Genomic DNA, 22,043 nt, shown 5'->3' with positions numbered 1-22,043 from the left:
CGCCCCCGCTCCGCGCCGCCCCCGCTCCGCGCCGCCCCCGCTCCGCGCCGCCCCCGCTCCGCGCCGCCCCCGCTCCGCGCCGCCCCCGCTCCGCGCCGCCCCCGCTCCGCGATGGCTTCAACTGCTGCTCCGGGGCCTTGGGTTGCTTTCGCTGTTCGGGCAACTTTCCCGCAGGGAGGGATGATTGTGTTGCGTCGGATCTACCGTTCCCGCAACTCGCGTTCTACGCTGCCGGAATGAGGCATGTGGCGCCTGGGGCGCGTGAGACCAGAACGGCGGAGCGGATATCGACCCCGACCGCCGACGAACCCATCCGGATGATCGTGGCGCGCAACGTGCGCATGCTCGCCCGGCGCGACGGCTACACCGACGGGGCCATCGGCGAGGCGTTGGGCCACGGTCGCTCCTGGGCGTGGCGTCGGTTCACCGGCGAACTGCCCTTCGACCTCAACGACGTGGAGCGCTTGGCCGAACTGTTCCAGGTCGACCCTGCACACCTGCTCGCCCCCGCGCACACGTGGGCGCCCGACCCGTCCCGGAGGGCGGTCTCATGAGCACCGAACGCCGCCCGAGCAGCCGCCGCAACCGCGTCGACAGCAAGCACCGCATCGAGCGGGCCACCGCCCGCCGCGCCACGCGCCACAACGACGGGGCGTCCGTGCCCGCGATGTCCTCGGAGGTGATCGAGGCCGCGCTCTACCGGGCCGCCGAAGGCGACTACGCGGCGCAGGCGACCACGTACATCCTCACCGAGGAGGGTTCCTTCGTCCGCCGCCCCGACCTGTACGCGGTGTGTCTGGACTGGTCCGACGACGGCCGCTACGCCTCGGTGCGGTGGGAGACGCTGCGCGAGGTGGTCACCGCGCCCGACGGGCCCTATCCCGACGGGGCGTTGCGCACCATCCTGCTCCTGTGTTGCTCGCTGCACGACGACGGCCCGGCCCCGCTGTCCCGCCTGGCCTCGCTCGACACCACCAACGCCCGCATCGTCTCCCGAGGCGTACACATCGCCACCGGCGCCCTCCCGTTGCGCCAGGCCCTGGGCAACACCCCCTGACCGGTCGCGGCGACCGCCCGAGCGCGGGCCGCCGCCACCCGTAGCGGTTCGCCCCCCGCCCTTCCGGCGGGGGCGACCGAACAACAGTGGTTGCATATTAAAACCGGGTCTCCTATGGTCATGGTGGTTGCAAGTTGCCACCACGCGGAACGCGGACGGACCAACCGACCGACAGGCGACCGCACGACCGAGGAGACCCCCGAGATGATCGCCGCCGACGAGACCTTCCAGGGCAGCTATCCCTTCGCGCCGTACCACAGTTCGGCGCCCGGATTCCGGATGCACTACGCGGACGAAGGGGCCGGCCCGGTCGTGCTGTGCCTGCACGGCGAACCCACGTGGGGCTACCTGTTCCGCGACCTGATCCGCCGCCTCTCGACCGACCACCGCGTCGTCGTACCGGACCACATGGGCTTCGGCAAGAGCGAGACCCCGACCACCCGCTCGTACCGGCTCCAGGACCACGTCGACAACCTGGAGGCGCTGGTCCTCGATCTCGACCTGACCGACATCACCCTGGTCATGCACGACTTCGGCGGCCCGGTCGGCATGGGTCTGGCGGCTCGGCACCCGGACCGGATCGCGCGGGTCGTCGCCGTGAACGCACCGACGCCGTTCGGGCAGGAGGACCTGGGCGCGGTACTGACCGCCAACGCCGCCGAGTCGCCCTGGTTTCGCTGGATCGCCCGCGCGCACGCCGACGGCACGCTCGAACAGGTGCTGGGCGCCCTGGACTTCACCATCCTCAGCACGCTCGCGCTGAACGGCTTCGAGGACACCCGCATCATCTCCCCGACCTGGATCGAGGCGTACGGCGCGGCCTTCCGCACCCCCGAGGAATGCCTCGGCGCGATCGGCTGGGCCCGGGGCTTCGCCACCGGCGCGCATACGTTCGAGACGCCGACCGCGCAGGCCCGGGCCCGGCTGGCCGACACCCCCGCGCTCGCCGTCTGGGGCACCGCCGACCGGACCCTGGCAGCCGCCCACTTCCTCCCGCTGTTCCGCGCCGCTTTCCCCCGGGGCCTGATCACCGAGCTGCCTGGGGTGGGCCACTACAGCTACGAGGACGCCCCCGAGACGATCGCCGCGCTGATCCGGCAATTCCTCGCCGGCACCGCCACCGACGTGCTCCGGGGATGGTCGGGAGCCGCCTGACGCGACGCGGCGACCACACGGTGGCCCGCAGCCCGTGCGGATGCCCTCGACGCAGCGGAGCGGGACCATGGTGGGGAGGGCGACATGAGCGGGAGGTGTGCCATGGCCGCCAAGTTCGAGATGTACACCGACAAGGCAGGCAAGTTCAGGTTCCGCCTGAAGGCCGGCAACGGGCAGATCATCGCCGTCGGCGAGGCCTACGAGACACGTGCGGCGTGCATGAACGGGATCGAGTCGATCAAGCGCAACGCCGCCGACGCCAAGGTCGTCGAACTCGCCCACGCCTGAGCCGACGCCCCGGCCCGACCGGCGACCGACGCGGGCCGGGGCCGATGTCCGTCGCGGCATCGGTTCCCGGCCCGCGGGCGAGCCCGTTCGGCATCCCCGGCGCTGTCACCGCGACGCGGGCTCGCGTTCGGGGGTCGGTGCCCCGGCCCCGCCGCCGGCAGGGGCGTGGGCCGCCTTCGGGACGGTGAGCAGGGCCAGTACGCCCGCCGCCGGCCCGAGTGCCCCGCAGAGCAGGAACGCCCGGTCCAGGCCCGCCGCGAAGGCGTCCCGAATCGTGTCCACCACCGCGTCCCGGCCACCGGCCGGAGCCGTCGCCACGAGCTGTTGCGCCCGGCCGCCGCCCAGGGCCTCGGCGGTCGCGTGCGGGTCGGCGGCGAGGGTGGTCCCGCCGCCGCGCAGCGCGTGTTCCGCGCCGTCCCGGAAGACCACGCCCACCACCGCGATGCCCAGCGCAAAGCCCAACTGCCGGAAGGTGTTGAGCGCCCCACCGGCCATCCCCGCCCGGCTCGGCGGCACCGCCGCGAGCGCCGCACCGGCCATCTGCGGCATCGCCAGGCCGACCCCTACCCCGGCCACGAGCAGCCCCGGGAGCAGCGCGGTCCAGTCCGAATCGGCGTCGACCAGGGTCAGCGCGAACGCGCCGAGCCCGATGCAGAGCGCGCCGATCCCCAGCGGCCATCGGGGACCCGTACCGTGCGGGAGCCGGCTCGCCACGGCCGAGGCCACGAACGAGACGGCCGCCAGTGGCAGCAGCGCCGGCCCGGCCCGGACCGGTCCGTACCCGAGCACCGACTGGAGCCACACGGACAGCGCCGGGAACGCGGCGAACGCGGAGAACTGCACGAGCAGACCGGACAGCATGATCCCGCTGAACGACGCGCGCCGGAACAGCGCCAGGTCGATCATCGGCTCGGCGACCCGGGCCTCGACCACCACGAACAGCCCGAACGCCACGACGGCGGCGGCGAATACGGCCGGCGTCGGACCATCGGTCCACCCGTCGGCGCCGGCTCGCACGAAGCCGTAGGTGAGCAGCGCCGCACCGAGCGTGAAGGTGACCATGCCGGCCGGGTCCGGCCGCGCCGCACGGTTGCCGTGCGATTCGGTGAGCAGACTCAGGCACATCACCACGGTCAGCACGCCGATGGGCACGTTGACCAGGAAGATCGCCTCCCAGCCCAGGTGTTGGGTGAGCAGCCCGCCCATGATCGGCCCCACCGCCGCGGCGGCCCCCGAGATCGACCCCCATACACCGAAGGCGACGCCGCGGTCGCGGCCCTGGTAGGCGTGTCCGAGCAGGGCGATCGTGGTGGCGAACATGGCCGCGCCGCCCACACCCTGCAGGGCCCGGGCCGCGATCAGCGTCCCGGTGTCCGGCGCCAGCGCGCACAGCAGCGACGCGGGTGTTGCGGGTGCGCTGCGCTCCGGACGCCGTGGAGGCGGTGGCGGAGGGCCTGGGCCGTCGGTCGGACGTGTCCTGGGTACAACTGTTGTCGGCCGGCGCCGAGGTGATGTGCGTGACCCGGCCACGCGGCCCGGAGGCCCGCGGCGACCAACTGCTGCGCAACGTCGGCCGCGCGGCCGGGGTCAGCGAGTTGGAGGCGCACTGCATCCTGCGCGTGGTGGTCGGCGGCCCGCCCGGGTGGCGGGCGCAGAACGTCGCCCTCGACGCCGACCAGGTGGCCGCGCTGACCCGTTCCGCGCCGGTGGTCGACCCGGACGCGCCGCTGCCGCCCTGGAACGACGACGACCGGGCGCTGTTCGCGGCGTTGTCCCGGGACGGGCGCATGTCGTTCGCGGACCTGGCCCGAGCCTGCGCAACCTCGGAGTCGGCGGTCCGCCGTCGGCTGGAAGTGCTGCGCGCCACGGGCGTGTTGTACTTCGAGGTGGAGCCCGACCCGGAGTATCTGGGCTACGCCATGCCTGCCTTCCTGTGGATGTCGGTACGCCCCTCGGCACTGGAGGCGGTCGCGGAGGTGGTGGCGGCCGATCCCCGTACGGTCTTCGGCGCCGTGTCCACGGGGCGGGCGAACTTCCTGGTGAGCCTGCTGTGTCGGGACACCGCCGACCTGTACGACTTCATCGCCCACACACTCGGCTCCGTCGAGGGCATCACAAACGTCGAGACCACCCCGATCGTCGAAACCTTCAAACGCGAAGGCCCGATGCCACAACGGCGTCGCCGACGCTGAGCCGGGTGCGCGTCGCGGCCCGGCCCCGCCGCCGAACCGGTGTGATTCAGCGGGCGGCCCTCGTGGACGCCGACGTGGATGTCATCGAGGAGCCGAACGTGTCGGTGGGGTCGGGTGTACCGCCGCCGGTGTTTCGGGTGGAGGTGGCGGCGCCGTCCAGATTGCCGGCCGTGCCGGTCGTCGAGGTCGGCGATCCCGATGCCGAGGTGGGCGGGGACGTGGTCGGGGCGGCTGCGGTGGACGCGCCGTCGGAGGGGATCAGCGTCGGTTGGATCGAGGCGGTGTCGAGCAGCCGGATCGCCGCCAGCAACGCGCGCAGGCGGTTCGCCTCGATCGCGGGTTCGGACTCGGCGAACGCGCCGTCGGCCCGGGAGATGCGGTCGGGACGCACGTCGTGCGCGCCCGGTGTGGCGCCGACGCCTACCACGAACGAGGCCGGGTCGCCGCCCTCCGCGTTCGGCGGATCGGTCGTGCCGAAGCGCAGCGCGTACAGCGAGGACTTCTCCGGCGCCATCGGCGCGATCACCGCGACCACGTGCTCCCCGCTCGCCAGCGCCCCCGGGGCCAGGGTCAGCGGGACGCGCACCGGTACCCGGGCGTCGGGAAGCACACTCTCCGCGATGTGCCGGACCCGTTCGGCGTCGGCGGCCGGGCCGGTGAGCGAGACCACGGCCCACGCGTCGCGGGCCCACTGCCAGGCCAGTTCGAGCCGGCCGTCGACCGGGGTCGGCCCGATCAGCCACACGGCCGGACGCTCCCGGACCGACGGCGCGGTGGAACTCGACGCGCTCGCCATCGCCGGGAAGCGCCCCGCCGCGTACATCGTCACCATCGCCCGCGTGGCCGCCAACTCCGGCGCGGGCCCCGGCTTCTCCGGCCCCAGTGTCACCCGCTGGCGAAAGCGGCCCGTCTCGTAGGACACCGGCGTGTATCCGCCCGCCGAGCCGACTCGGAAGGCCCGCTCGCGCACGTCGAAGCCGCCCCCGGCGGCCGGCCCGAAGCGCCCGTCGCGCGACGGCGTCGCGAGCACCACCGTCACCAGCGCGATCATCGCCACCGCGACCGCGCCGCCGACCACCGCCAGCACCCGGCGGGCCCGCACCGTGCGGCGACCGTCGCGGATCGCGCGCGCCACGTACACGCCCGGTTCGTCGGACCCGACCGCAGGCGTCTCGCGCAACGCGGCCAGCAGTCGGGCGCCCTCGTACTCCTCGGTGTCCATCGCCCGCCTACGCCCCTTCCCATCGGGCCACGACGGGCCCGTCCAGCAGTGTGCGCAGGCGCGCGAGGCCCAACGCGGTCTGGCTCTTCACCGTGCCCTGCGAGCAGTTCAGGATCTCGGCCACCTCGGCGACCGGCAGATCGCACAGGAACCGCAACACCAGCACGACCCGCTGCCTGGGCGGCACCCGGGACAGCGCGATCCGCACCGCGTCGCGCGTCTCCACGTCGGGTCCGGGCGGCGCGGCGGGCAGCGGGATGTCGTGCGGCGCGCCGACCAGCCGTACCCGAGCCCAGGCCAGCCGGCGCTCGTTGAGGAACGCGCGCACCAGCATGCGGTGCACGTAGCGGTCCAGGTCGTCCGCGGCACTGGCGCGCCGCCAGTGCACGTACAGGCGCGTGATGGTGTTCTGCACGATGTCGTCCGCCCGGTCCGGGTCCCCGCACAGCAGGCGGGCGACCCGGCGCAGCGCGGGCAGCCGGGCGGACACGTACTCCGTGTACGCGTGCTCGTCGCTCGCCCGCACCCGATTGCCCTCCCTCGCCCAACCGCCGATGCCGGCGCCTCCCGGGGACCGTATCGACTCCGGGTCGGCCGCGAGTCCCCCGGTCCGATGCGCCGCCACCCGCTCAGCCGGCACCGGCCGCACCCCCGTCCCGGGCGTCCACAGCCCGGCCGTTCCCACCGCGGACGTCCCACACCCACACGCCGCCGGTCTGCCGGCTCGGCCCGAGCAGCAGTTCGAGCGTCGACCACAGCGCGTTCTCCTGGTAGTGCGGCCCGAGCACCACCACGTCCGCGTGCCAGAAGGCGAGGTCGGCGCGGGCCTGGGCGCGGTCCTGCTCGGTCACCTCCGGAACCTTGCCGCTGTCGCGCACCTCGCGCAGCAGGTTCGAGGTCGGCCGGGTGACCGCGCCGTAGCCGCCGAGCCGGTCCGGTCCGAACGGGCCGACGAAGTAGCCCTCGGCGAGCGGGAAGCCGAGGTCGGCGTCGACCTGCCAGCTCAGCGCCCGGGCGTCGGACGGGTCGGGCAGCGGCACCGTCACGATGGCCCGACCCGACCCCACGTACCGGCGCCAGGTGCCGTCGGTGAAGAACGCGGGCGTCGCCTCGCGGGGCTGGGTGGTCAGCGGTTGCGGCAGCAGCGGCACCAGCGCCTGGAGCGCGGCCACGCACCACAGCAGCCGGATCCGGCGATCGCGGGTACGGGTGGCGGCCTGCGCGCCGAGGGTGAGCAGCATGCCGAACGCGGGCACGCAGACCATGGTGAATCGGCTCTCCAACACCGATTCGTACAACGGGAGTTGCCCGAGCCACCGCCACGGCCCGTCGATGCCGGTGGGTTCGCCGTTCAGGATGATCTCCGGGCCCAGGGAGAACAGCGCGGCGCCGACGAGCACGACCGCGAGCGCCTTGGCAAGCGCGGTGCGCCACAGCGCGACGACGAGGGCGAGGGCGAGCAGGAGCAGCGGCCAGCCGAAGAACGCGTTCTCCTCGGTCCGGTTCATCGACAGGCGCGAGGAGACGTCGATGTCGCCGGCGAGGGAGCGGTCGGCGTACGCGCTCAGCGCGGCGAGGTCGTTGCCCGCCGGGCCGTGCAGCAGGTTGGTGTAGCTCTGCGGGCCGTTGAACTGCCACCACAGGGGATAGGCGACCAGCACCAGGCACAGCGCCGCGCCGATCGGGACCCCCCGGGCCAGCGGACGCAGCGCCGCGCGTGCCGCGGCGGGTGCGGCGCAGGCGTAGCCGACGGCGAACAGCGCGATCCCGGTGGAGGCGAGCAGCAGCGCCTCCTCGCCGAGAAAGATCTGATAGGCCGTCAGCAGGCCGAGCAGGACACCGTCGCGGATCGGCCGCAGGCCGCCGGCCACCCGCAGCAACCGGTCGATGATCAGCGGGATCACGAACAACACGGCCAGGTTGGGATGTGCGTTGGCGTGCGAGATCATCGGCGGGGCGAACGCGCAGAACGCGCCGCCCAGGGCCGCGGCCGGGCGCGAGACGTCCAGGTGACGCGAGATCAGGTAGTACCAGGCGGCGGCGGTCGCGGCGAGCCCGAAGGTCAGCACGATCGCCCAGGTCGCCGACGGCCCGAACAGCCAGGTGATCGGCGCGAGCGGGATGGACAGCCCCGGCATCGAGGTGTTCGCCATCAGGTTGACGCCGCCGGGATGGTTTTGCAGCGTCGTGGTCAGCGGGTTCTCCCCGTGCGCGACGGCGCGCGCGGTGACCGCGAAGAACCACTCCCACTGACGCTGGTCCTGACCGCTGTCCACCAGGTAGCGCCCGCCGGGCCCGCCCCACCACAGGCCGCGGTACAGCAGCAGCGAGGCGGCCAGGTAGACGCCGCACACCAGGGCGTCCAGGGTGCGTGCGGAGCGGGGCAGCGCGATCGCGCGGATCGGCGCGACGGACTCGCGCACCGCGGTCACGCGGCCCGTCCCGGGGGGAGCGGCATCCGCAGCGATTCCGCGCCGGGGGTGCGGCCGGCGGCCGGCGCCGGGCCGTGCCGCAGCCGTACCCGAGCCAGGTCGGTGAGCACTTCCAGGCAGTGTCCGGGGCGCAGTTTGGAGCCGTCCTGGTGGGTCCAGGCCACCGGGACCTCGACGAAGCTCCAGCCGAACGCGAGGAAGAGCCGGAGCACTTCGATGTCGAAGGCCCACCCGTCCACGCTCGCGCGCGCGAACGCGGCCCGGGCCCGATCACCCCGGAACAGCTTGAACCCGCACTGGGTGTCCACCGTCCCGGGCAGCGCGACGGCCCGGATCAGCCGGCTCCCGACATCCGACAACACCCGGCGCACCGGCGGCCGGGCCACCGCGAACGCCGGCCCGCGGGAGCCGATCGCCGCGTCGAACCCGGCGTCGAGCGCGGCCTGGAGTCGGGCCAACTCGTCGATCGGGGTGGCCAGATCCGCGTCGCACAGCAGCACCCGGTCGCCGCGCGTGGCCGCGACCCCGACCCGTACGGCATGCCCTTTGCCCCGATTGACCGGATGTCGCACCAGCCGCACCCGCGGCTCGTCGCGGGCCACCGCGGCGGCGACGGCGTACGTGTCGTCGGTGGATCCGTCGTCGGAGACGACCAGTTCCCAATCGCCTCCGACCTCCCGGAGATGATCGACCACCGCCGCCAGAGTCCCCGGCAGCCGCCGTGACTCGTTGAACACGGGTATCACGACCGAGAGCCCGATCCCACAACCAGTTCGCTTCACACCACGATGACCACTCGACTCCGGCATTGCGTTGTGTGACGTGGACCACATCTTCCAGCGCATGTCGACCCGACGCCCGCGCCGCGACGTCAGCCGGTGGTCGAGCGCCGTCGATACCGCACACAGCCGCACGACTTGCCGTTGGGCACGAGTTCACCGACGTCGAACTCGTCCCCGCCGCATGTGTTTCCGTGGTCCGCGGGCAGATGTCCGCAGTTCGCGCAGGTGTCCGGATCGGGCTTGGCCGACGCGATGAAGACGCCGAACAGCACGAGCGGCGTGACGCCGATGACCAGGACGATCCAACCGTTGTGCATCGTGGCCCCTTCCGACGGTGGGCGTCGCACGTGCGGTGGAGCCGGTGCGGCCTCGGTACACGTCCACCGGGCCGCACCGGCCCGAGGTCCGCTACCAGGTACCGGTCGCGCCGCCACCGCCACTGGATCCGCCGCCGAAGCCGCCGAACCCGCCGTCGGCATCGGCCGCGGCCGGGCCGGCGGCGAGGGCCAACATCGCGGTGATCCCGGCCACCGTCAGGGCCGTGATCTTGCACGCCCGGCCGAGACGCTTGCGAAGGGTCTTTGCAGTCACGAGAGAACTCCGCTCACTAGGGTCGGATCACGGTCCGAGGCCGGATCCGAGGGAGGGTTCCTTTCCGTCGTGCAGCCGTGCAGCCGTGCAGCCGTGCGGTCGTGCTCGTGCAGTCGTGCAGTCGTGCAGTCGTGCAGTCGTGCAGGAAGAGCATCGCAGCGCGCGCGGGTGAAAAGCAGCAGGGAATCCCCGCCTATACGCACCCGTGACCCACGCCCCGGGCATCCGGAAGCGAGTGACGCGCGTCACCCTCCGGGAGCGTGCGGGCGGCTGCCGGACAGTCGAAGGGTGTGGAAACAAGCATGAGATCCCGGATCAGAGCAGGAGATCCCTACGCCTTCGAGGAGTTGTTCGCGGAGCACTCGAAGTCCGTCTACAACCACGGCTTTCGCATGACCGGCGACTGGGCCGCGGCCGAGGACGTGATGGCGCTGACCTTCCTGGAGGCCTGGCGGCTGCGCGCCGACGTGGCCGCCGAAGGCGGCTCGTTGCGGCCGTGGTTGCTCGGCGTGGCGACGAATGTGGTCCGTAACCAACGACGAACGGCGCGGCGACATCAGGCGGTCCTGGACCGTGTGCCGCGCGAGCAGGCAGTGCCCGACTTCGCCGACACACTGGTCGGCCGGATCGACGACACCAGAACGATCGCCCGGGTCCGGACGATGCTCGGCACGCTGCGCCGGCAGGAGCGCGAAGTCGTCGCGCTGTGCGTGTTCTCCGGACTCGACTCCGCCGCGGCGGCCGAGGCCCTGGGGATCCCGGTCGGCACCGTGCGCTCCCGGCTGTCCCGGGCGCGAGCCAAGCTCAAGCGGCTCGCAGACCGGGAGGAGGGCGCGCCGGTGGGCGCGGATCGGGCCTTGCCGACGCCAGTGCCTGCGCCTGCGCCTGCCCAGGGTGTCGACGCCGCCCGCCGGCCGGGGCGCCTGCCCGTCGGCCGACCCATTCGGAAGGAAGCCCGATGAAGCGCCTGACCGCCCACGCCGACTCGCACTTCGACGAGTCGGTGACCCACGACCTGGCCGCGTTGTTGCCGACGCCGGCCGAGCGCGACCTCCCCGCCGCCCGGGCCGAGGGGATGACGGCCACCCTGTTCCAGGCATTTCATGACGCGGCGGCGGAGGAGGAGGGCGCCCGCACCCCCGCTTCCCGCCGTCGGCGGATGGTCTGGCGGATCGGGGTACCGCTCGCGGTCCTCGCGGCGGCCGGCGGCACGATGGCGGCGATGCTCATCGACGACGCGCCGGCGCGGTTGTCCTATCCCCAGCAGACGAGCTGTTCGTACACGTACACCGTCGAACCCGCATTCCTCTACGGCGTGCATGTCGACGCCGCGCAGACCCCGGAGGAGGCGTGCGCCGCGGTCTGGGACGCGATGACCGACACCGCCCGGACCTATCTGCCGGCCGACAGCCCCGAGCGCACCGCTCCGAGGCCCGCCGTGCCGCCGTTGGTGGCCTGTACGCGCAAGGGCGAGCAGAACGGCCTGTGGACGATGCCGAAACCGGCCGGCGTCGGCGTGCGGGATGCCTGCGCCGCGCTGGGCATGACCCGCCCCGACGACGGCGCCCGCTACGGCGGCGCGACCATCGACCAGGTCCGCCGGCTGAACCGGCTGTTGCAGGGTCCGGCGGCCGGCGGCCGGTGTCCGAATCTCGCGGACGTACGGGCACGGGTGGAACGTGCCCTGGCCGAAGTCGGCATCACCACGTGGCCGATCCGGACGGAGATCGAGCCGGGCGCCGACCCGGACGGGGTCTTCCCCATCGTCGACCCGGAGCGCGCCGCCGTCGTGCTGCGCAACAGCCCACCCGGTACCTGCAAGGAGCCGGCCGGCCGCTGATCACCTCGTCGCGGCCACCGCGAAATCGGCCTGGGAAACCGCCCTCGGCGCCGACGGCCGATACGGCTGTCCCTTCGGGCTCCGAGGGCGGTACCCGAAGCGGGTGTCGGTGGCCGGAGGTCCCGACGGCGGCTTCGCCCACGGCGGTTGGTTGCACCCGTTCTTCGATCCGTTCGCCGACCGGTTGAACGCGATGCCGAAGTGGCCGCCGTGGGCCGGCCCGGAGATCGGCGCCCTCGGGGCTACCGCGTCGTGTAGTAGACGTATCCGCCGAGCCCGCCGATGAGGATCAGGTTGTACATGAAGATCTTGATCCGCGCGGCAGCCGAGATCGGCCCGCGCGGAGGGGTGTAGGCGGGGCCTCCGCCGCCTCCGCCACCGTGTCCCCCGGTGCCGTTGCAGTTCGGGCACGGCTGCATCTGCATGTTGCGACCGCTGCCGCCACACCCCCCACAACCCATCCCATCCTGCACCAGCGTGTTTTGGCCGGATCCGCCACACCCGGAGCACATGGTCTCCATCGGCATCCAGCCGTTGCCACCGCAACTCCCGCAGTACCCCACCCTGCCTCCTCGCGAAGATCCCCCGCGCCGAGCTTGCATGAGCAGTGCTCGGGGGTCAACGCAATCCGGATGAACTTCTGCACCGGGCCCGGGGCCGGCCGGAGGAGAAACGACCCCTACATGTGCGACCTCCGGACTAGGGGAGCGCTCGCCGCGCCGGATGACGCCGGTGCGGGCGCGGCGACCGTAACGTCCGGGTGTGCAAAAAATCTACGCCTGGCTGCGCGTGCGTCCGCTCGTGGTGGATGTGCTGTACATGCTGCCCCTGCCGCTGCTGAGTGCCAGTCAGCAGAACGCCGACGACGCGCCGACCGGCCACGCCTGGACTTGGACGTGGGTCGTCGTGGCGGTGTTCTGCCTGGGCGCGGTGCTGCGCCGGGTCCACCCCCGGGCCGCCTTCCTGGTGGTCGCGCTGGGCGGTGTGGGGCAACTGTTCTTCACCGGGGCGATCTCCGCGGCGAGCTTCGCAGTACCGATGGTGTTGTACACGACGGCGAAGTGGGGCAGTCGGCGGCGGGCGCGGATCGCGCTCGTCGCCGTGTTCGTCGGGCCGGGACTCTACTTCGCACGATGGGGCACCAACCTCGAACTCAGCCTACGGGACGGCCTGTTCGGCTACTGCTTCCTGGTGACCAGCCTCGGTATCGCGTGGGTCCTGGGCGACTCGATGCGCACCCGGCGGGCCTACTACGCCGAACTCGAGGAACGCGCGGCGCGCCTGGAGTTCGAACGGGACCAGCAGGCACAGATCGCGGCGGCGGCCGAACGCTCCCGGATCGCCCGCGAGTTGCACGACGTGGTGGCACACAACGTGTCGGTGATCGTGGTCCAGGCCGACGGTGCCGGACGGGCCATCGGCACCGCCCCGGACAAGGCCCGCGAGGCACTGGACACCATCGCCAAGACCGGCCGCGAGGCACTGGTGGAGATGCGCCGGCTGCTCGGCGTACTGCGCGCGGAGAACGAGACCGAGGGCATGACCCCACAACCGAACCTGGGCCACCTGGACGAACTTGTCGCCCAGGTCGGCCGCGCGGGGATGTCGGTGGGCCTGACCGTCGAGGGGGTGCCGATCGACCCGTCCCGGACCGTCGCCCTGACCGCCTACCGCATCATCCAGGAGGCGCTGACCAACACCCGCAAACACGCCGGTCCACAGGCCACCGCGAAGGTGCTGGTCAGATACCTGGAGCAGGCACTGGAGTTGCGCATCGGCGACGACGGGCGCGGCGCGCAGGCACCGGGCGACGGAATGGGCCACGGGCTGATCGGCATGCGCGAACGGGTCGCGATGCTCGACGGACGGTTGGACATCGGTCCGGATCCGGACGGTGGGTGGATGGTGTACGCCCTGCTGCCCTATGGCACGGGCGGGGACGGGGAGCAGGCCGTGGCGGCGCCGTCGACGCCCGCGCGGCGGGCCGGGGCTCGGACGGGGTCGCACTGAGGGGGCAGGCCGTGGGGGGTGTCGGGCTCGTTCGGTTCGGCGCGGTGCCCGGGATTGGCTGGGGTATCGTCGCGACAGGGTGTCGGGGCGACGGGTTGGGGTGGACTGCGGGTGCCGGTCCGGGTGTTGGTGGCCGAGGATCAGGCCCTGTTGCGCGGCAGCTTTCGGATGCTGGTGGACTCCGCGCCGGGACTGCTCGCCGTCGGTGAGGCGGCCACCGGGGTCGAGGCCGTCGAACTGGCCCGCCGGGAAAGCCCGGACGTGGTGTTGATGGACGTCCGGATGCCCGAGATGGACGGCGTCGAGGCGACTCGGTCGATCTGCGGGCCGACGGGCGTGCCGGGCACTCGGGTGCTCATTCTGACCATGTTCGACCTGGACGCGTATGTGTATCCGGCGTTGCGAGCGGGCGCCAGTGGGTTTCTGCTCAAGGACACCCGGCCGGCGGAACTGCTCGCCGCCATCGAGGTGATCGCGGCGGGGGAGGCGTTGTTGGCCCCGACCGTGACGCGGCGTCTGATCGCCGGGTACGGTCCGGCCCCGGGGACCGGGGCACCTTCGCCGTCGTCGTCGCCGTCCTCGGGCGAGGTGGCGGGGTTGACGGACCGGGAGCGGGAAGTGCTGCTCCTGGTGGCCGGAGGGTTGTCCAACGCCGAGATCGGCGAGCGGTTGCGGGTGGGGCTGCCCACGGTGAAGTCGCACGTGAGCCGACTCCTGGACAAGCTCGGTGCGCGCGATCGGGTGCAACTGGTGATCACGTGCTACGAGATCGGGTTGGTCATGCCCGCGCGCTCGGGGACGGGGGCGGGGCCGAACATGGGTCCGGTGCCGGGTGCGGGCCTCGATCGAGGGGCAACTCGACGGTGAGGCGGAAGCCGCCTTCCGGACGCGGGCCGGCCGTGACCGTGCCGCCGTGGATCGCGGCCCGTTCGCGAATGCCGACCAGGCCGTAGCCACCGGGCTCGCGTCGGTGATTCGAGGTCGCCGGACCGTCGTCGACCACCTCGATCCGAACGCGTCGGTCGTCCGCCTCGATCGACACGGCACACCGGGCCCCCGGAGCGTGCCCGGCCACGTTCGTCAGCCCCTCCTGGACGACGCGGTACACCGAACGGCCCACGCTCTCCGGCAACTCGTCCGCCCCGAAGACGTGCAGGCTCGCCCGGATGCCCGACTCCCGCGCGCGTTCGACCAGGGCCGGTACCTGCGCGACGCCCCGGCCCGGGTGCAGTTCCGCCTCCTCCTGCGCCCGCAACACCCCGAGCATGCGCCGCAGATCGGTGAGCGCGTCGCGGCTGGTGGCCTCGATCACCCGCAACGCCTCGATCGCCTCGTTCGGGCGATCCCGCGCCACGTGGCCCGAGATCGCCGCCTTGACCGCGATCACGCCCATCGTGTGGCCGACCACGTCATGCAACTCACGGGCGATCCGCAGTCGTTCGTCGGCCGCCGCCGCGTCGGCGAGTCGGCGCGCCTGATCCGCCGCGAACGCCCGACGTGCCCGTACCGTCCGGCCGATCGTCCAGGCGCCGCCCAGCGCACCGCCGGCGGCCAGTACCGGCGCCGGATCGACGTGCGACGCGTAGGCGGGGCCGGCCACGGGCAGGCCGAACACGCAGATCGTGCTCAGTACGGCGATCGCCGCGGTGGGCAAGCGGCGGCGACGCCAGGCGAGGGCGACCGGATACAGCGTGAAGCCGGCCGCGAGGAACAACGTGGGCCCGGCGTCGGCGACTTCGGCGGCGATCGAGGCGGCGAGCACGACGGCGAAGGCGAGGACCGGCCGACGCCGCCGCACGGCCGGCGGCACCGCGATACCGAGCACGATCGACATCGAGGCCCACCAGGGCAGTTGGCCGCGGTGGACGACGACCGCCTCGACCGCCGCGACCAGCCCGAACACCACACCGGCGGCAGCGTCGAGCCCAAGGAGCCATCCGGGGGTCAACCGCCGGGTGATCGCGAGGCGCAACCTGGACTCGCGCGGCGGGGCCTCCCGTGCCCCGTCCTCGGCCGCCGCAGCCGCGGGCGTCGCGGATTCCCGCATTCCACGACCGTCCCGTCCCGACTCGTTCACCCCCCGACTCTAGGCAGCGCCGCGTCGGCCCGCCTCATCCGGTGGTATGTCGGCCGGGCGCCCGATGTGCCCCCGAACCGGGCCGGCGAGGGTGGTGCGCATGATCGAAGTGCGAGACCTGACCAAACGTTACGGCCGCGTCGTCGCCGTCGACGGACTGTCGTTTCGGGTGCGCCCCGGTGTGGTGACCGGATTCCTCGGCCCGAACGGGGCCGGCAAATCCGCGACGTTGCGGATGGTGCTGGGCCTGGATCGTCCCACCGCCGGAACGGCCCGCGTCGACGGCCGGGCCTACGTCGAACTGCCCAGGCCGCTGCGGGAGGTGGGCGCGCTGCTCGACGCGAACACCGCGCACCCCGGGCGTACCGCGATCGCCCATCTACGCTGGCTGGCCCGGAGCAACGCGATACCCCGCCGGCGGGTCGACGCCGTCCTCGACCAGGTCGGCCTGGCCGGCGTCGGGCGGGCCCGGGTGCGGACCTTCTCGCTGGGCATGCGACAGCGGCTCGGGCTCGCCGCGGCGCTGCTCGGCGACCCCGGCGTACTGATCCTGGACGAACCGGTCAACGGCCTCGACCCGGAGGGCATTCGGTGGTTCCGCCTGTGGGTTCGGGCGCTGGCGGGCGAGGGCCGCACGGTGTTCGTGGCCGGCCATGTGATGAGCGAGATGGAACCGACCGCCGACCGGGTGATCGTGATCGGCGGTGGTCGACTGATCGCGGACACCTCGGTAAGGGAGTTGACCGAACGCTTCGCACGCGGCGTCCTGGTCCGCACCCCGCGACCGGCCGAACTGACCGCCGCACTGGCCGCGCTGGGCGCCACGGCCGCCGCCGAGACGGACGGCCGCCTCGTCGTACACGGGATCGAAGCGCCCGGCGTCGGCGACCTGGCCGCCGCACGTGGTATCCCGATCTGGGAAATCCGCCCGCGTACGGCATCGTTGGAGGAGGCGTACACGGAACTCACCACCGCCGACGTCGAATACCGACCGTCGGGGGATGCGCGAGCGACGGGGACGGCGCGATGATCGACGTTCTGGCCGCGGAATGGCTCAAGTTGCGCACCGCACGCTCCACCCTCATCACGCTCGCCGTGATCGTCCTCGCCATGGCCGGCATCTGTGCCCTGGCCTGGTACGGCGCGCATACCTGGGACGGGCTCACGGAGAGCGATCGGGCGCACTTCTCGATGGCGCCGCTGGAGTCGCTGCTCCTGCTGGTCGTCGAGATCAGCGTGGCGGTGTCGGCCGCATCGACGATCACCGGCGAGTACGCCGGCGGAATGATCCGGGACACGCTGATCGCGGTGCCGCGGCGCGGTCGGGTGCTGGCCGCAAAGGCCCTGGTGGTGGGCGGAGTTGCCCTGGTCGTGGGACCGACCTGCGTGTTCGCCGGCTCCTACGCGAGTCGGGCGGTCGTGGCGGATCGCCCCATCCGCGCTTTCGCCGACGCCGGTACGCACACCACCGCCCTGCTGCTCGCGCAGAGCCTGGCGGTGGTCGTGGCCGCGCTGGTCGGGTTCGCCCTGGGCGCGGCACTGCGCTCGACGACGGGCACGGTCACCTGCCTGGCCGGCCTGCTGTACGTGATTCCGATGGTCCTGCAGAGCCTGCCCGCGCCGTGGGACCGACGGGTCAACTCGCTGACCCTGGACAGCCTTCCGGGCCAACTGGCGGGTACCGGAAACCCGAACTCGGTCTACGGCTCGGCGCTGCCGCCGGCCGGCGCGGCCGTGGTGAGTTGCCTGTACGTGGCCGTCCCGCTGACCGTGGCGGCGATCCGCATGCGACGCGGGGACGCGTGACCCGGGCCCGGTCGTGCCGGACGCCTCGCGGTGTGCGAGCGGTCCTTCGGCCGGTCGTTCGGCCTTACGCGGTCCATATGTGCAGGAGACGAGCAAAGGGCTCTCGATGCAAACCGTACGCGTTCGCCGAACCGGTGGGCCGTGTGCACGCGTTGTCCCGGCGCGGTGCGCCCGCGCGGCCGCCGGTGCTGCGTGCCGCCGATGTCACGCCCGATCCCTCCTGGTCGAGACCGCGCCGTCGGTCGTCTCGTCGGCGGGACAGAGGCGGACGCGCGTAGCGTAGCCGTGGACCCGGCCCGCATCGCGCCCACGACGGTGAGACGATCCGGCGCTGCGCGTGGCGGCGGCACCTCCGGGGTGGCCAACGTGTGGTGTGCGCAAGGGCGTCGGGCGAATCGGGTGTGCCGGGAGGATGAATTGTCATCCGAAGTCCGCCGAAGTCTGGACGGCAACCGCGTTCCTCCGGTGGGATGGCGTCCGTTCCCGCGTCCACGGATCGCGTCTCGCGTCGCGACCGGTCGAGGGGAGTTCGGAGTTCGGCCGTACCACCTGCGTCCCCTGCCCACGGCGCTCCACACCCGGAGCGTCGGCATCCTGGAGGTATTCGATGCGTCGACTGTCCATGGCACTTGCCGCCACCGCGATGACGATCGGCGTCGGAGTCGGCGTGGCCACGCCGGTCCAGGCCGCTCCGGCGGACAAGCCGCAGGTGCTGTCCAGTTGGACCCAGACCAGCGCCGCCAGCTACAACGCCTGGTGGTCCGCCCGGCAGAACCAGGGCAACTGGGCCGCCTACAACTTCGACTGGTCCACCGACTACTGCAGCAGCTCGCCCGACAACCCGCTCGGCTTCCCGTTCCAGAACTCCTGTGCCCGGCACGACTTCGGCTACCGCAACTACAAGGCGGCGGGCACCTTCGCCGCGAACAAGCCCCGCCTGGACAGCGCGCTGTACGAGGACCTCAAGCGGGTCTGCGCCCCGTACGGCGCGGTGGCTCGGGCGACCTGCAACAGCACGGCCTGGACCTACTACCAGGCGGTCAAGCTCCTCGGCTGAGGCCGAGGTCGAGCCGAGCCCCCGGGCCGGTGACGGCAACGTCGTCGGCCCGGGGCGCGGTCAGCGCTCGCCGATGCCCCCCAACACCGGCTTGACGTCCACGATCGGGGTGCCGTCGAGTGCTTCGAGGTCGCGGACGCCCATCCGCAGGCCGTCGATCGTGGTGATGTGTACGCGGTGCAGACCGATCGGGTTGGGCCGATCCGGCGAGCGGGTGTCGAACACGCCCCGCACACGCGTGCGGGCGTCGCCGCGCGGGTGCACGGACAGCACGTCCCGGTCCGCCCGGTCGAGCCAGGTCAGCACCAGGACGTCCGTGCCGACCGCCAGGTCCCGGAGCCCGTCGGCCACGTCCGGCTCGAACACGAGCCAGGCATCCGGTGAACCCTCGTCCCCCTGCTTGGGCGCGGACGCCCGATCCAGCAGCGGGGACTCGACCCGGCCGATCGGCCGCAGCACATACTCGTCCCGACCGATCCCCGGCCCCTGACGCGCGTCGTCGCTCATCGTTGCGCACCCTTCGTCGTCGATCCCACCCGGCGTTGCCCCCCTGACCGTTGCGGGACGGCGGATGTGACGAAGACCGACGCCGGGACGCCGGGACGCCGGGACGCCGGGACGCCGGGACGCCGGGACGCCGGGACGCCGGGACGCCGGGACGCCGGGGCGCGGGGACGCCGGGGCGCGGGGACGGGTCAGTCGGTGACGTCGAACAGCACCGAGCGCACCTTCAGGTCGTCACGGGCGGGATTGCCGTGCGGCTTCAGGCGCCACTCGGCGCCCGCGCAGTGGGCCCCCTGGTAGACGGTGACCCAGGAGTCGGTGTCGTTGTGGGGGCCGTAGCCGGGCGGGACGTCGTCCGAACCGACGCCGTACAGGTCGATGCACACGCCGCTGCGCGGGTCGTGCAGGGTGACCTGATGTTCCTGGCCGGACTCGTCTACGTACTTGTAGTGGAACCCGCCCTCGGCGGCAACGGAGGTTCCGGGCAGTGACAGGACCAGTGCCAGGGCGGCCACGGCGGCGCCGGCGGCATTGCGGAGCTTCAAGGCAAATCCCTTCCAAAAGGTTGCTTGGTCGACCTTAGAGGGAGTTCGCAGAAAATAAGCGGACATTTCGAAGGAATGTGTCGTGGTGTCCGGCGGTCCGTGCCGTGCGCGCCTTCGCGGCGCGTGGGGGTGTGCTAACCGGCGTCCGGGCGGGTGTGTGGGCGGTATCGGGCCAGGAACATGTCCACGCCGCCGGTGATCAGACGGGCCGTCAGGTCCGCGTCCGGCGCGGCGCCCGTGGAGCCGTACGCGATGTGCGGCATCAGCACCAGGCCGGACAGCTGGATCGCGGCCAAGGGCACGTCGTCGATGGCCAGTTCGCCGCGTTCGACCAGCCGGGTCAGCGCCGTGCGAACCACCACGTGGAAGCGGTCCGGGCCCAACTCCTGCCAGGTCCGGCCCAGTTCGGGCAGGCGGGGCATCGAGCCCAGCACCACGTTGTGCAGCGCGAGCACCTCCGGGGTGGCGTGGCCGGTCACCCACGCCTCACAGATGGCGATCAGGTCGGCCCGTACGTCGGTGGAGGAGCCCAGGCGCTCCTCGATCAGACGCATGGAGTCGACCAGCGCCCGATCGAGCATGTCGCCGACGATCGCGATGAACAGGGCCTCCTTGCTGCCGAAGTGGTTGTAGACGGTCACCTTCGCGACGCCGGCCTCGGCGGCGATGGTGTCCATGCCCACGCCGTAGCCGTCGCGCAGGAAGGCGTCGGTCGCCGCCTTCAGGATCGCCGCGCGCTTGCGTGCCGCGCGGTCACCCGAGGGGATGCGCTTGGGGGTCTGCTCGGCTGCCCACACGGTCGGCTCCTCTGCTTGTCGTCGCGTTCATGTGTTGCCGCGTGCACTCGGCACGGTGCGTGAACGCCCGGATCGTTACTCAGTCTAATCAATTCTGAACCGTACAGGTCGGTTCAACTGAACTGCACTGTTGAGTTCATGTGAACTGCACTGTATGGTTTGGTTCATCGAACGGCGGACACCTGAAAGGGGTCGGCAGATGAACCACGACACGGCCACGACGCCGAAGGCGGCATCGGCGACAAACGTCGCGCCCGCCGAAACCCCCGGCACACCGGCGACCACCGCGGCCACCCGAACCGGCGCCGCCTTCGCGCTGCTGGCCGCCGTACAGGCCGTCCTCAACACCTCGGTCACCATCACCTCGGCCGCCGGCCCCGACATCGCCGCCGACCTCGGCCTCGGCGCCTCCGGCCTGGTCTGGACCGGCGCCGCCTACACCCTCGTCTTCAGCGGCCTGCTCCTGCTCGGCGGCCGGATGGCCGACCGATACGGCCGCCGCAACGCCTTCCGGGCCGGCATCGCCCTGTTCGCCGCCGCCTCGCTGGCCGGCGCGCTCGTCCCCGGCGGGGGCTGGCTGATCACCATCCGGCTGCTCCAAGGCACCGGCGCCGCGGTGGCCGCGCCCGCCGCGATGGCCCTGGTCGGCGACGTGTTCCCGGTCGAGGCCACCCGACGGCGCGCGATGGCCGCGTGGGGCGGACTATCCGGCGTCGGCGCCGCGTTGGGCATGCAACTCGCCGGTGCCACCGCCACCTGGGCCTCGTGGCGCTGGTCCTTCGTCGCCCTGGCCCTGGTCGGCCTGGTGGTCGCGGCCCTGGCCGGGCGATACCTGCCGGCAGGCCCGACGCCGACGCACGGCCGGGTGGACGTACTCGGCGCGGCCCTCGTCACCGGCGGCGTCGCGCTGCTCAGCCTGGGCCTGGTGGCCGTCGGGACCCACGGTTGGCTCACCGCCGCCGTACTCCTGCCGATCGGCGCCGGCCTCGTGCTCCTGCTCGGCTTCGGCGTGGCCGAGAACCGGGTCGCCGCGCCGCTGATGCCGCTGCGCTTCCTCGCCTCGGGGCGTCGGGTCGGCGCGCTGGCCACCGGCATGCTCGCGCCGATCGCCGGATCGTCGGCGGCGTTCCTGATGTCGCTGTACTTCCAGCGGGTGCTCGGCTGGTCCGCGTTGCGCTCGGCGCTGGGCTTCGTCCCGTACACCCTCGCGCTGATCGTGGTCAGCGCCGCCGGCGTATTGATCGTGGCCCGACTCGGCGCTCGGCGGACCGCGTCCCTCGGCCTGATCACGATGGCGATCGCGTTCGTGCTGTTCGGCCGGATCGACGCGGAATCCGCCTACGTCGGCGCGCCGTTGCTCGGGATGCTCGTCCTTCCCGTCGGGATCGCACTGACCGCGGCCTCGGCGGTGGTCGGCGCGACGCGGGGCGTGTCGGCCGGGGACGCCGCACTGGCCGGCGGCGCCTTCAACACCTCGATGCTGATGGGCCCGACCATCGGCATGGCCCTGTTCGCCTCGCTCGCCGACGCACACACCGGCACCGGCCCGTCCCCGGAGCAGGCCGCCACCGACGGCTACGTCTTCGCCTTCCACGCCGCGGCGGCGCTGTTCGCGGTCGCCGCGGTGGCCGTGACGGTCCTGCGGGGGAGCCGGCCGGCGCGGGCCTGATCGGGCCCGCCCACCGCAC

The 22,043-nt window shown here is 72.7% G+C and carries 25 protein-coding genes; 13 read left to right on the top strand and 12 right to left on the bottom strand.

What is annotated here, in order from left to right; translation table 11 throughout:
* Positions 1-236 precede the first annotated feature (236 nt).
* From ACFXKZ_RS41935 to ACFXKZ_RS41920, 4 genes are all read left to right on the top strand, one after another.
* Positions 237-554, top strand: coding sequence for a helix-turn-helix domain-containing protein (locus tag ACFXKZ_RS41935; RefSeq protein WP_107504196.1), 318 nt, complete (start codon positions 237-239; stop codon positions 552-554).
* A complete protein-coding gene (locus ACFXKZ_RS41930; RefSeq protein WP_380009857.1) occupies positions 551-1,057 on the top strand; it encodes a hypothetical protein in 507 nt (168 codons plus the stop codon). Before ACFXKZ_RS41935 ends, ACFXKZ_RS41930 begins: the two co-directional genes overlap by 4 nt.
* A 204-nt stretch (positions 1,058-1,261) precedes the next feature.
* Entirely contained in the window at positions 1,262-2,212 is a 951-nt protein-coding gene (locus ACFXKZ_RS41925; protein ID WP_380009854.1) for an alpha/beta fold hydrolase, read from the top strand.
* A 102-nt stretch (positions 2,213-2,314) separates the two neighbouring features.
* Complete coding sequence (locus ACFXKZ_RS41920) at positions 2,315-2,500, top strand: YegP family protein (RefSeq protein WP_380009851.1); 186 nt, start codon at positions 2,315-2,317, stop codon at positions 2,498-2,500.
* Between the two features lie 105 nt (positions 2,501-2,605).
* Here ACFXKZ_RS41920 and ACFXKZ_RS41915 read toward each other — a convergent pair whose 3' ends face one another.
* Positions 2,606-4,030 carry an MFS transporter gene (locus ACFXKZ_RS41915; RefSeq protein ID WP_380009848.1) on the bottom strand — a complete coding sequence of 475 codons (1,425 nt, stop codon included), beginning with the start codon at positions 4,028-4,030 and terminating at the stop codon, positions 2,606-2,608.
* On the opposite strand from ACFXKZ_RS41915, the gene ACFXKZ_RS41910 reads away from it, so the two are divergent.
* The gene (locus ACFXKZ_RS41910; protein ID WP_380009845.1) at positions 3,913-4,692 is read left to right on the top strand and encodes an Lrp/AsnC family transcriptional regulator; all 780 of its coding nucleotides are present in this window, start codon (positions 3,913-3,915) and stop codon (positions 4,690-4,692) included. The genes ACFXKZ_RS41915 and ACFXKZ_RS41910 overlap by 118 nt on opposite strands.
* A gap of 46 nt (positions 4,693-4,738) precedes the next feature.
* Here ACFXKZ_RS41910 and ACFXKZ_RS41905 read toward each other — a convergent pair whose 3' ends face one another.
* The 6 genes from ACFXKZ_RS41905 to ACFXKZ_RS41880 all read right to left on the bottom strand — a co-directional run bounded on the left by ACFXKZ_RS41905 (position 4,739) and on the right by ACFXKZ_RS41880 (position 9,719).
* Entirely contained in the window at positions 4,739-5,914 is a 1,176-nt protein-coding gene (locus ACFXKZ_RS41905; RefSeq protein WP_380009842.1) for a hypothetical protein, read from the bottom strand.
* Between the two features lie 7 nt (positions 5,915-5,921).
* Positions 5,922-6,440: a SigE family RNA polymerase sigma factor gene (locus tag ACFXKZ_RS41900; RefSeq protein ID WP_380009839.1), complete on the bottom strand. Its 519-nt coding sequence runs from the start codon at positions 6,438-6,440 to the stop codon at positions 5,922-5,924.
* Positions 6,441-6,543: 103 nt separating this feature from the next.
* Positions 6,544-8,346, bottom strand: coding sequence for a glycosyl transferase (locus ACFXKZ_RS41895; protein ID WP_380009836.1), 1,803 nt, complete (start codon positions 8,344-8,346; stop codon positions 6,544-6,546).
* Positions 8,343-9,041, bottom strand: coding sequence for a glycosyltransferase (locus tag ACFXKZ_RS41890; protein ID WP_380009834.1), 699 nt, complete (start codon positions 9,039-9,041; stop codon positions 8,343-8,345). The genes ACFXKZ_RS41895 and ACFXKZ_RS41890 overlap by 4 nt, the downstream gene beginning before the upstream one ends.
* Positions 9,042-9,217: 176 nt before the next feature.
* The gene (locus ACFXKZ_RS41885) at positions 9,218-9,445 is read right to left on the bottom strand and encodes a hypothetical protein (RefSeq protein ID WP_380009831.1); all 228 of its coding nucleotides are present in this window, start codon (positions 9,443-9,445) and stop codon (positions 9,218-9,220) included.
* Positions 9,446-9,536: 91 nt separating this feature from the next.
* A complete protein-coding gene (locus ACFXKZ_RS41880) occupies positions 9,537-9,719 on the bottom strand; it encodes a hypothetical protein (RefSeq protein ID WP_380009828.1) in 183 nt (60 codons plus the stop codon).
* Positions 9,720-10,021: 302 nt separating this feature from the next.
* Between ACFXKZ_RS41880 and ACFXKZ_RS41875 the strand changes: the two genes are divergently transcribed.
* Together ACFXKZ_RS41875 and ACFXKZ_RS41870 are read left to right on the top strand one after the other, a co-directional pair.
* Positions 10,022-10,681 (top strand): RNA polymerase sigma factor, encoded by a 660-nt coding sequence (locus tag ACFXKZ_RS41875; RefSeq protein WP_380009825.1) that lies wholly within the window; start codon positions 10,022-10,024, stop codon positions 10,679-10,681.
* Entirely contained in the window at positions 10,678-11,559 is an 882-nt protein-coding gene (locus tag ACFXKZ_RS41870; protein ID WP_380009822.1) for a hypothetical protein, read from the top strand. Before ACFXKZ_RS41875 ends, ACFXKZ_RS41870 begins: the two co-directional genes overlap by 4 nt.
* A 242-nt stretch (positions 11,560-11,801) precedes the next feature.
* Here ACFXKZ_RS41870 and ACFXKZ_RS41865 read toward each other — a convergent pair whose 3' ends face one another.
* Positions 11,802-11,984 (bottom strand): hypothetical protein, encoded by a 183-nt coding sequence (locus ACFXKZ_RS41865; RefSeq protein WP_380009819.1) that lies wholly within the window; start codon positions 11,982-11,984, stop codon positions 11,802-11,804.
* A 337-nt stretch (positions 11,985-12,321) separates the two neighbouring features.
* Here ACFXKZ_RS41865 and ACFXKZ_RS41860 point away from each other — a divergent pair, with 337 nt between their 5' ends.
* Together ACFXKZ_RS41860 and ACFXKZ_RS41855 are read left to right on the top strand one after the other, a co-directional pair.
* Entirely contained in the window at positions 12,322-13,569 is a 1,248-nt protein-coding gene (locus ACFXKZ_RS41860; protein WP_380009816.1) for a sensor histidine kinase, read from the top strand.
* A gap of 111 nt (positions 13,570-13,680) precedes the next feature.
* Positions 13,681-14,436 carry a response regulator gene (locus ACFXKZ_RS41855; RefSeq protein WP_380009813.1) on the top strand — a complete coding sequence of 252 codons (756 nt, stop codon included), beginning with the start codon at positions 13,681-13,683 and terminating at the stop codon, positions 14,434-14,436.
* On the opposite strand, the gene ACFXKZ_RS41850 is transcribed toward ACFXKZ_RS41855, so the two are convergent.
* Entirely contained in the window at positions 14,348-15,616 is a 1,269-nt protein-coding gene (locus ACFXKZ_RS41850; protein WP_380009810.1) for a histidine kinase, read from the bottom strand. The genes ACFXKZ_RS41855 and ACFXKZ_RS41850 overlap by 89 nt on opposite strands.
* Positions 15,617-15,746: 130 nt before the next feature.
* Here ACFXKZ_RS41850 and ACFXKZ_RS41845 point away from each other — a divergent pair, with 130 nt between their 5' ends.
* From ACFXKZ_RS41845 to ACFXKZ_RS41835, 3 genes are all read left to right on the top strand, one after another.
* Positions 15,747-16,676, top strand: a complete 930-nt coding sequence (locus ACFXKZ_RS41845; protein ID WP_380009807.1) for an ABC transporter ATP-binding protein — start codon at positions 15,747-15,749, stop codon at positions 16,674-16,676.
* The gene (locus tag ACFXKZ_RS41840; protein ID WP_380009804.1) at positions 16,673-17,452 is read left to right on the top strand and encodes an ABC transporter permease; all 780 of its coding nucleotides are present in this window, start codon (positions 16,673-16,675) and stop codon (positions 17,450-17,452) included. Before ACFXKZ_RS41845 ends, ACFXKZ_RS41840 begins: the two co-directional genes overlap by 4 nt.
* A 607-nt stretch (positions 17,453-18,059) precedes the next feature.
* Complete coding sequence (locus ACFXKZ_RS41835) at positions 18,060-18,509, top strand: phospholipase (protein ID WP_380009801.1); 450 nt, start codon at positions 18,060-18,062, stop codon at positions 18,507-18,509.
* Between the two features lie 60 nt (positions 18,510-18,569).
* Here ACFXKZ_RS41835 and tsaA read toward each other — a convergent pair whose 3' ends face one another.
* The 3 genes from tsaA to ACFXKZ_RS41820 all read right to left on the bottom strand — a co-directional run bounded on the left by tsaA (position 18,570) and on the right by ACFXKZ_RS41820 (position 20,355).
* On the bottom strand, positions 18,570-19,016 hold the full coding sequence (gene tsaA / locus ACFXKZ_RS41830) for a tRNA (N6-threonylcarbamoyladenosine(37)-N6)-methyltransferase TrmO (RefSeq protein ID WP_380009798.1): 447 nt from the start codon (positions 19,014-19,016) through the stop codon (positions 18,570-18,572).
* Between the two features lie 188 nt (positions 19,017-19,204).
* Positions 19,205-19,558: a hypothetical protein gene (locus tag ACFXKZ_RS41825; RefSeq protein WP_380009795.1), complete on the bottom strand. Its 354-nt coding sequence runs from the start codon at positions 19,556-19,558 to the stop codon at positions 19,205-19,207.
* A gap of 134 nt (positions 19,559-19,692) precedes the next feature.
* Positions 19,693-20,355: a TetR/AcrR family transcriptional regulator gene (locus ACFXKZ_RS41820; protein ID WP_380009792.1), complete on the bottom strand. Its 663-nt coding sequence runs from the start codon at positions 20,353-20,355 to the stop codon at positions 19,693-19,695.
* Between the two features lie 199 nt (positions 20,356-20,554).
* On the opposite strand from ACFXKZ_RS41820, the gene ACFXKZ_RS41815 reads away from it, so the two are divergent.
* A complete protein-coding gene (locus ACFXKZ_RS41815) occupies positions 20,555-22,024 on the top strand; it encodes an MFS transporter (protein ID WP_380009789.1) in 1,470 nt (489 codons plus the stop codon).
* Positions 22,025-22,043 lie beyond the last annotated feature (19 nt).

The organism is Embleya sp. NPDC059237, from assembly GCF_042754105.1.
GTDB lineage: Bacteria > Actinomycetota > Actinomycetes > Streptomycetales > Streptomycetaceae > Embleya.
Note: the sequence above shows the minus strand (reverse complement) of the source record. Positions and strands in the feature narration are given on the sequence as shown.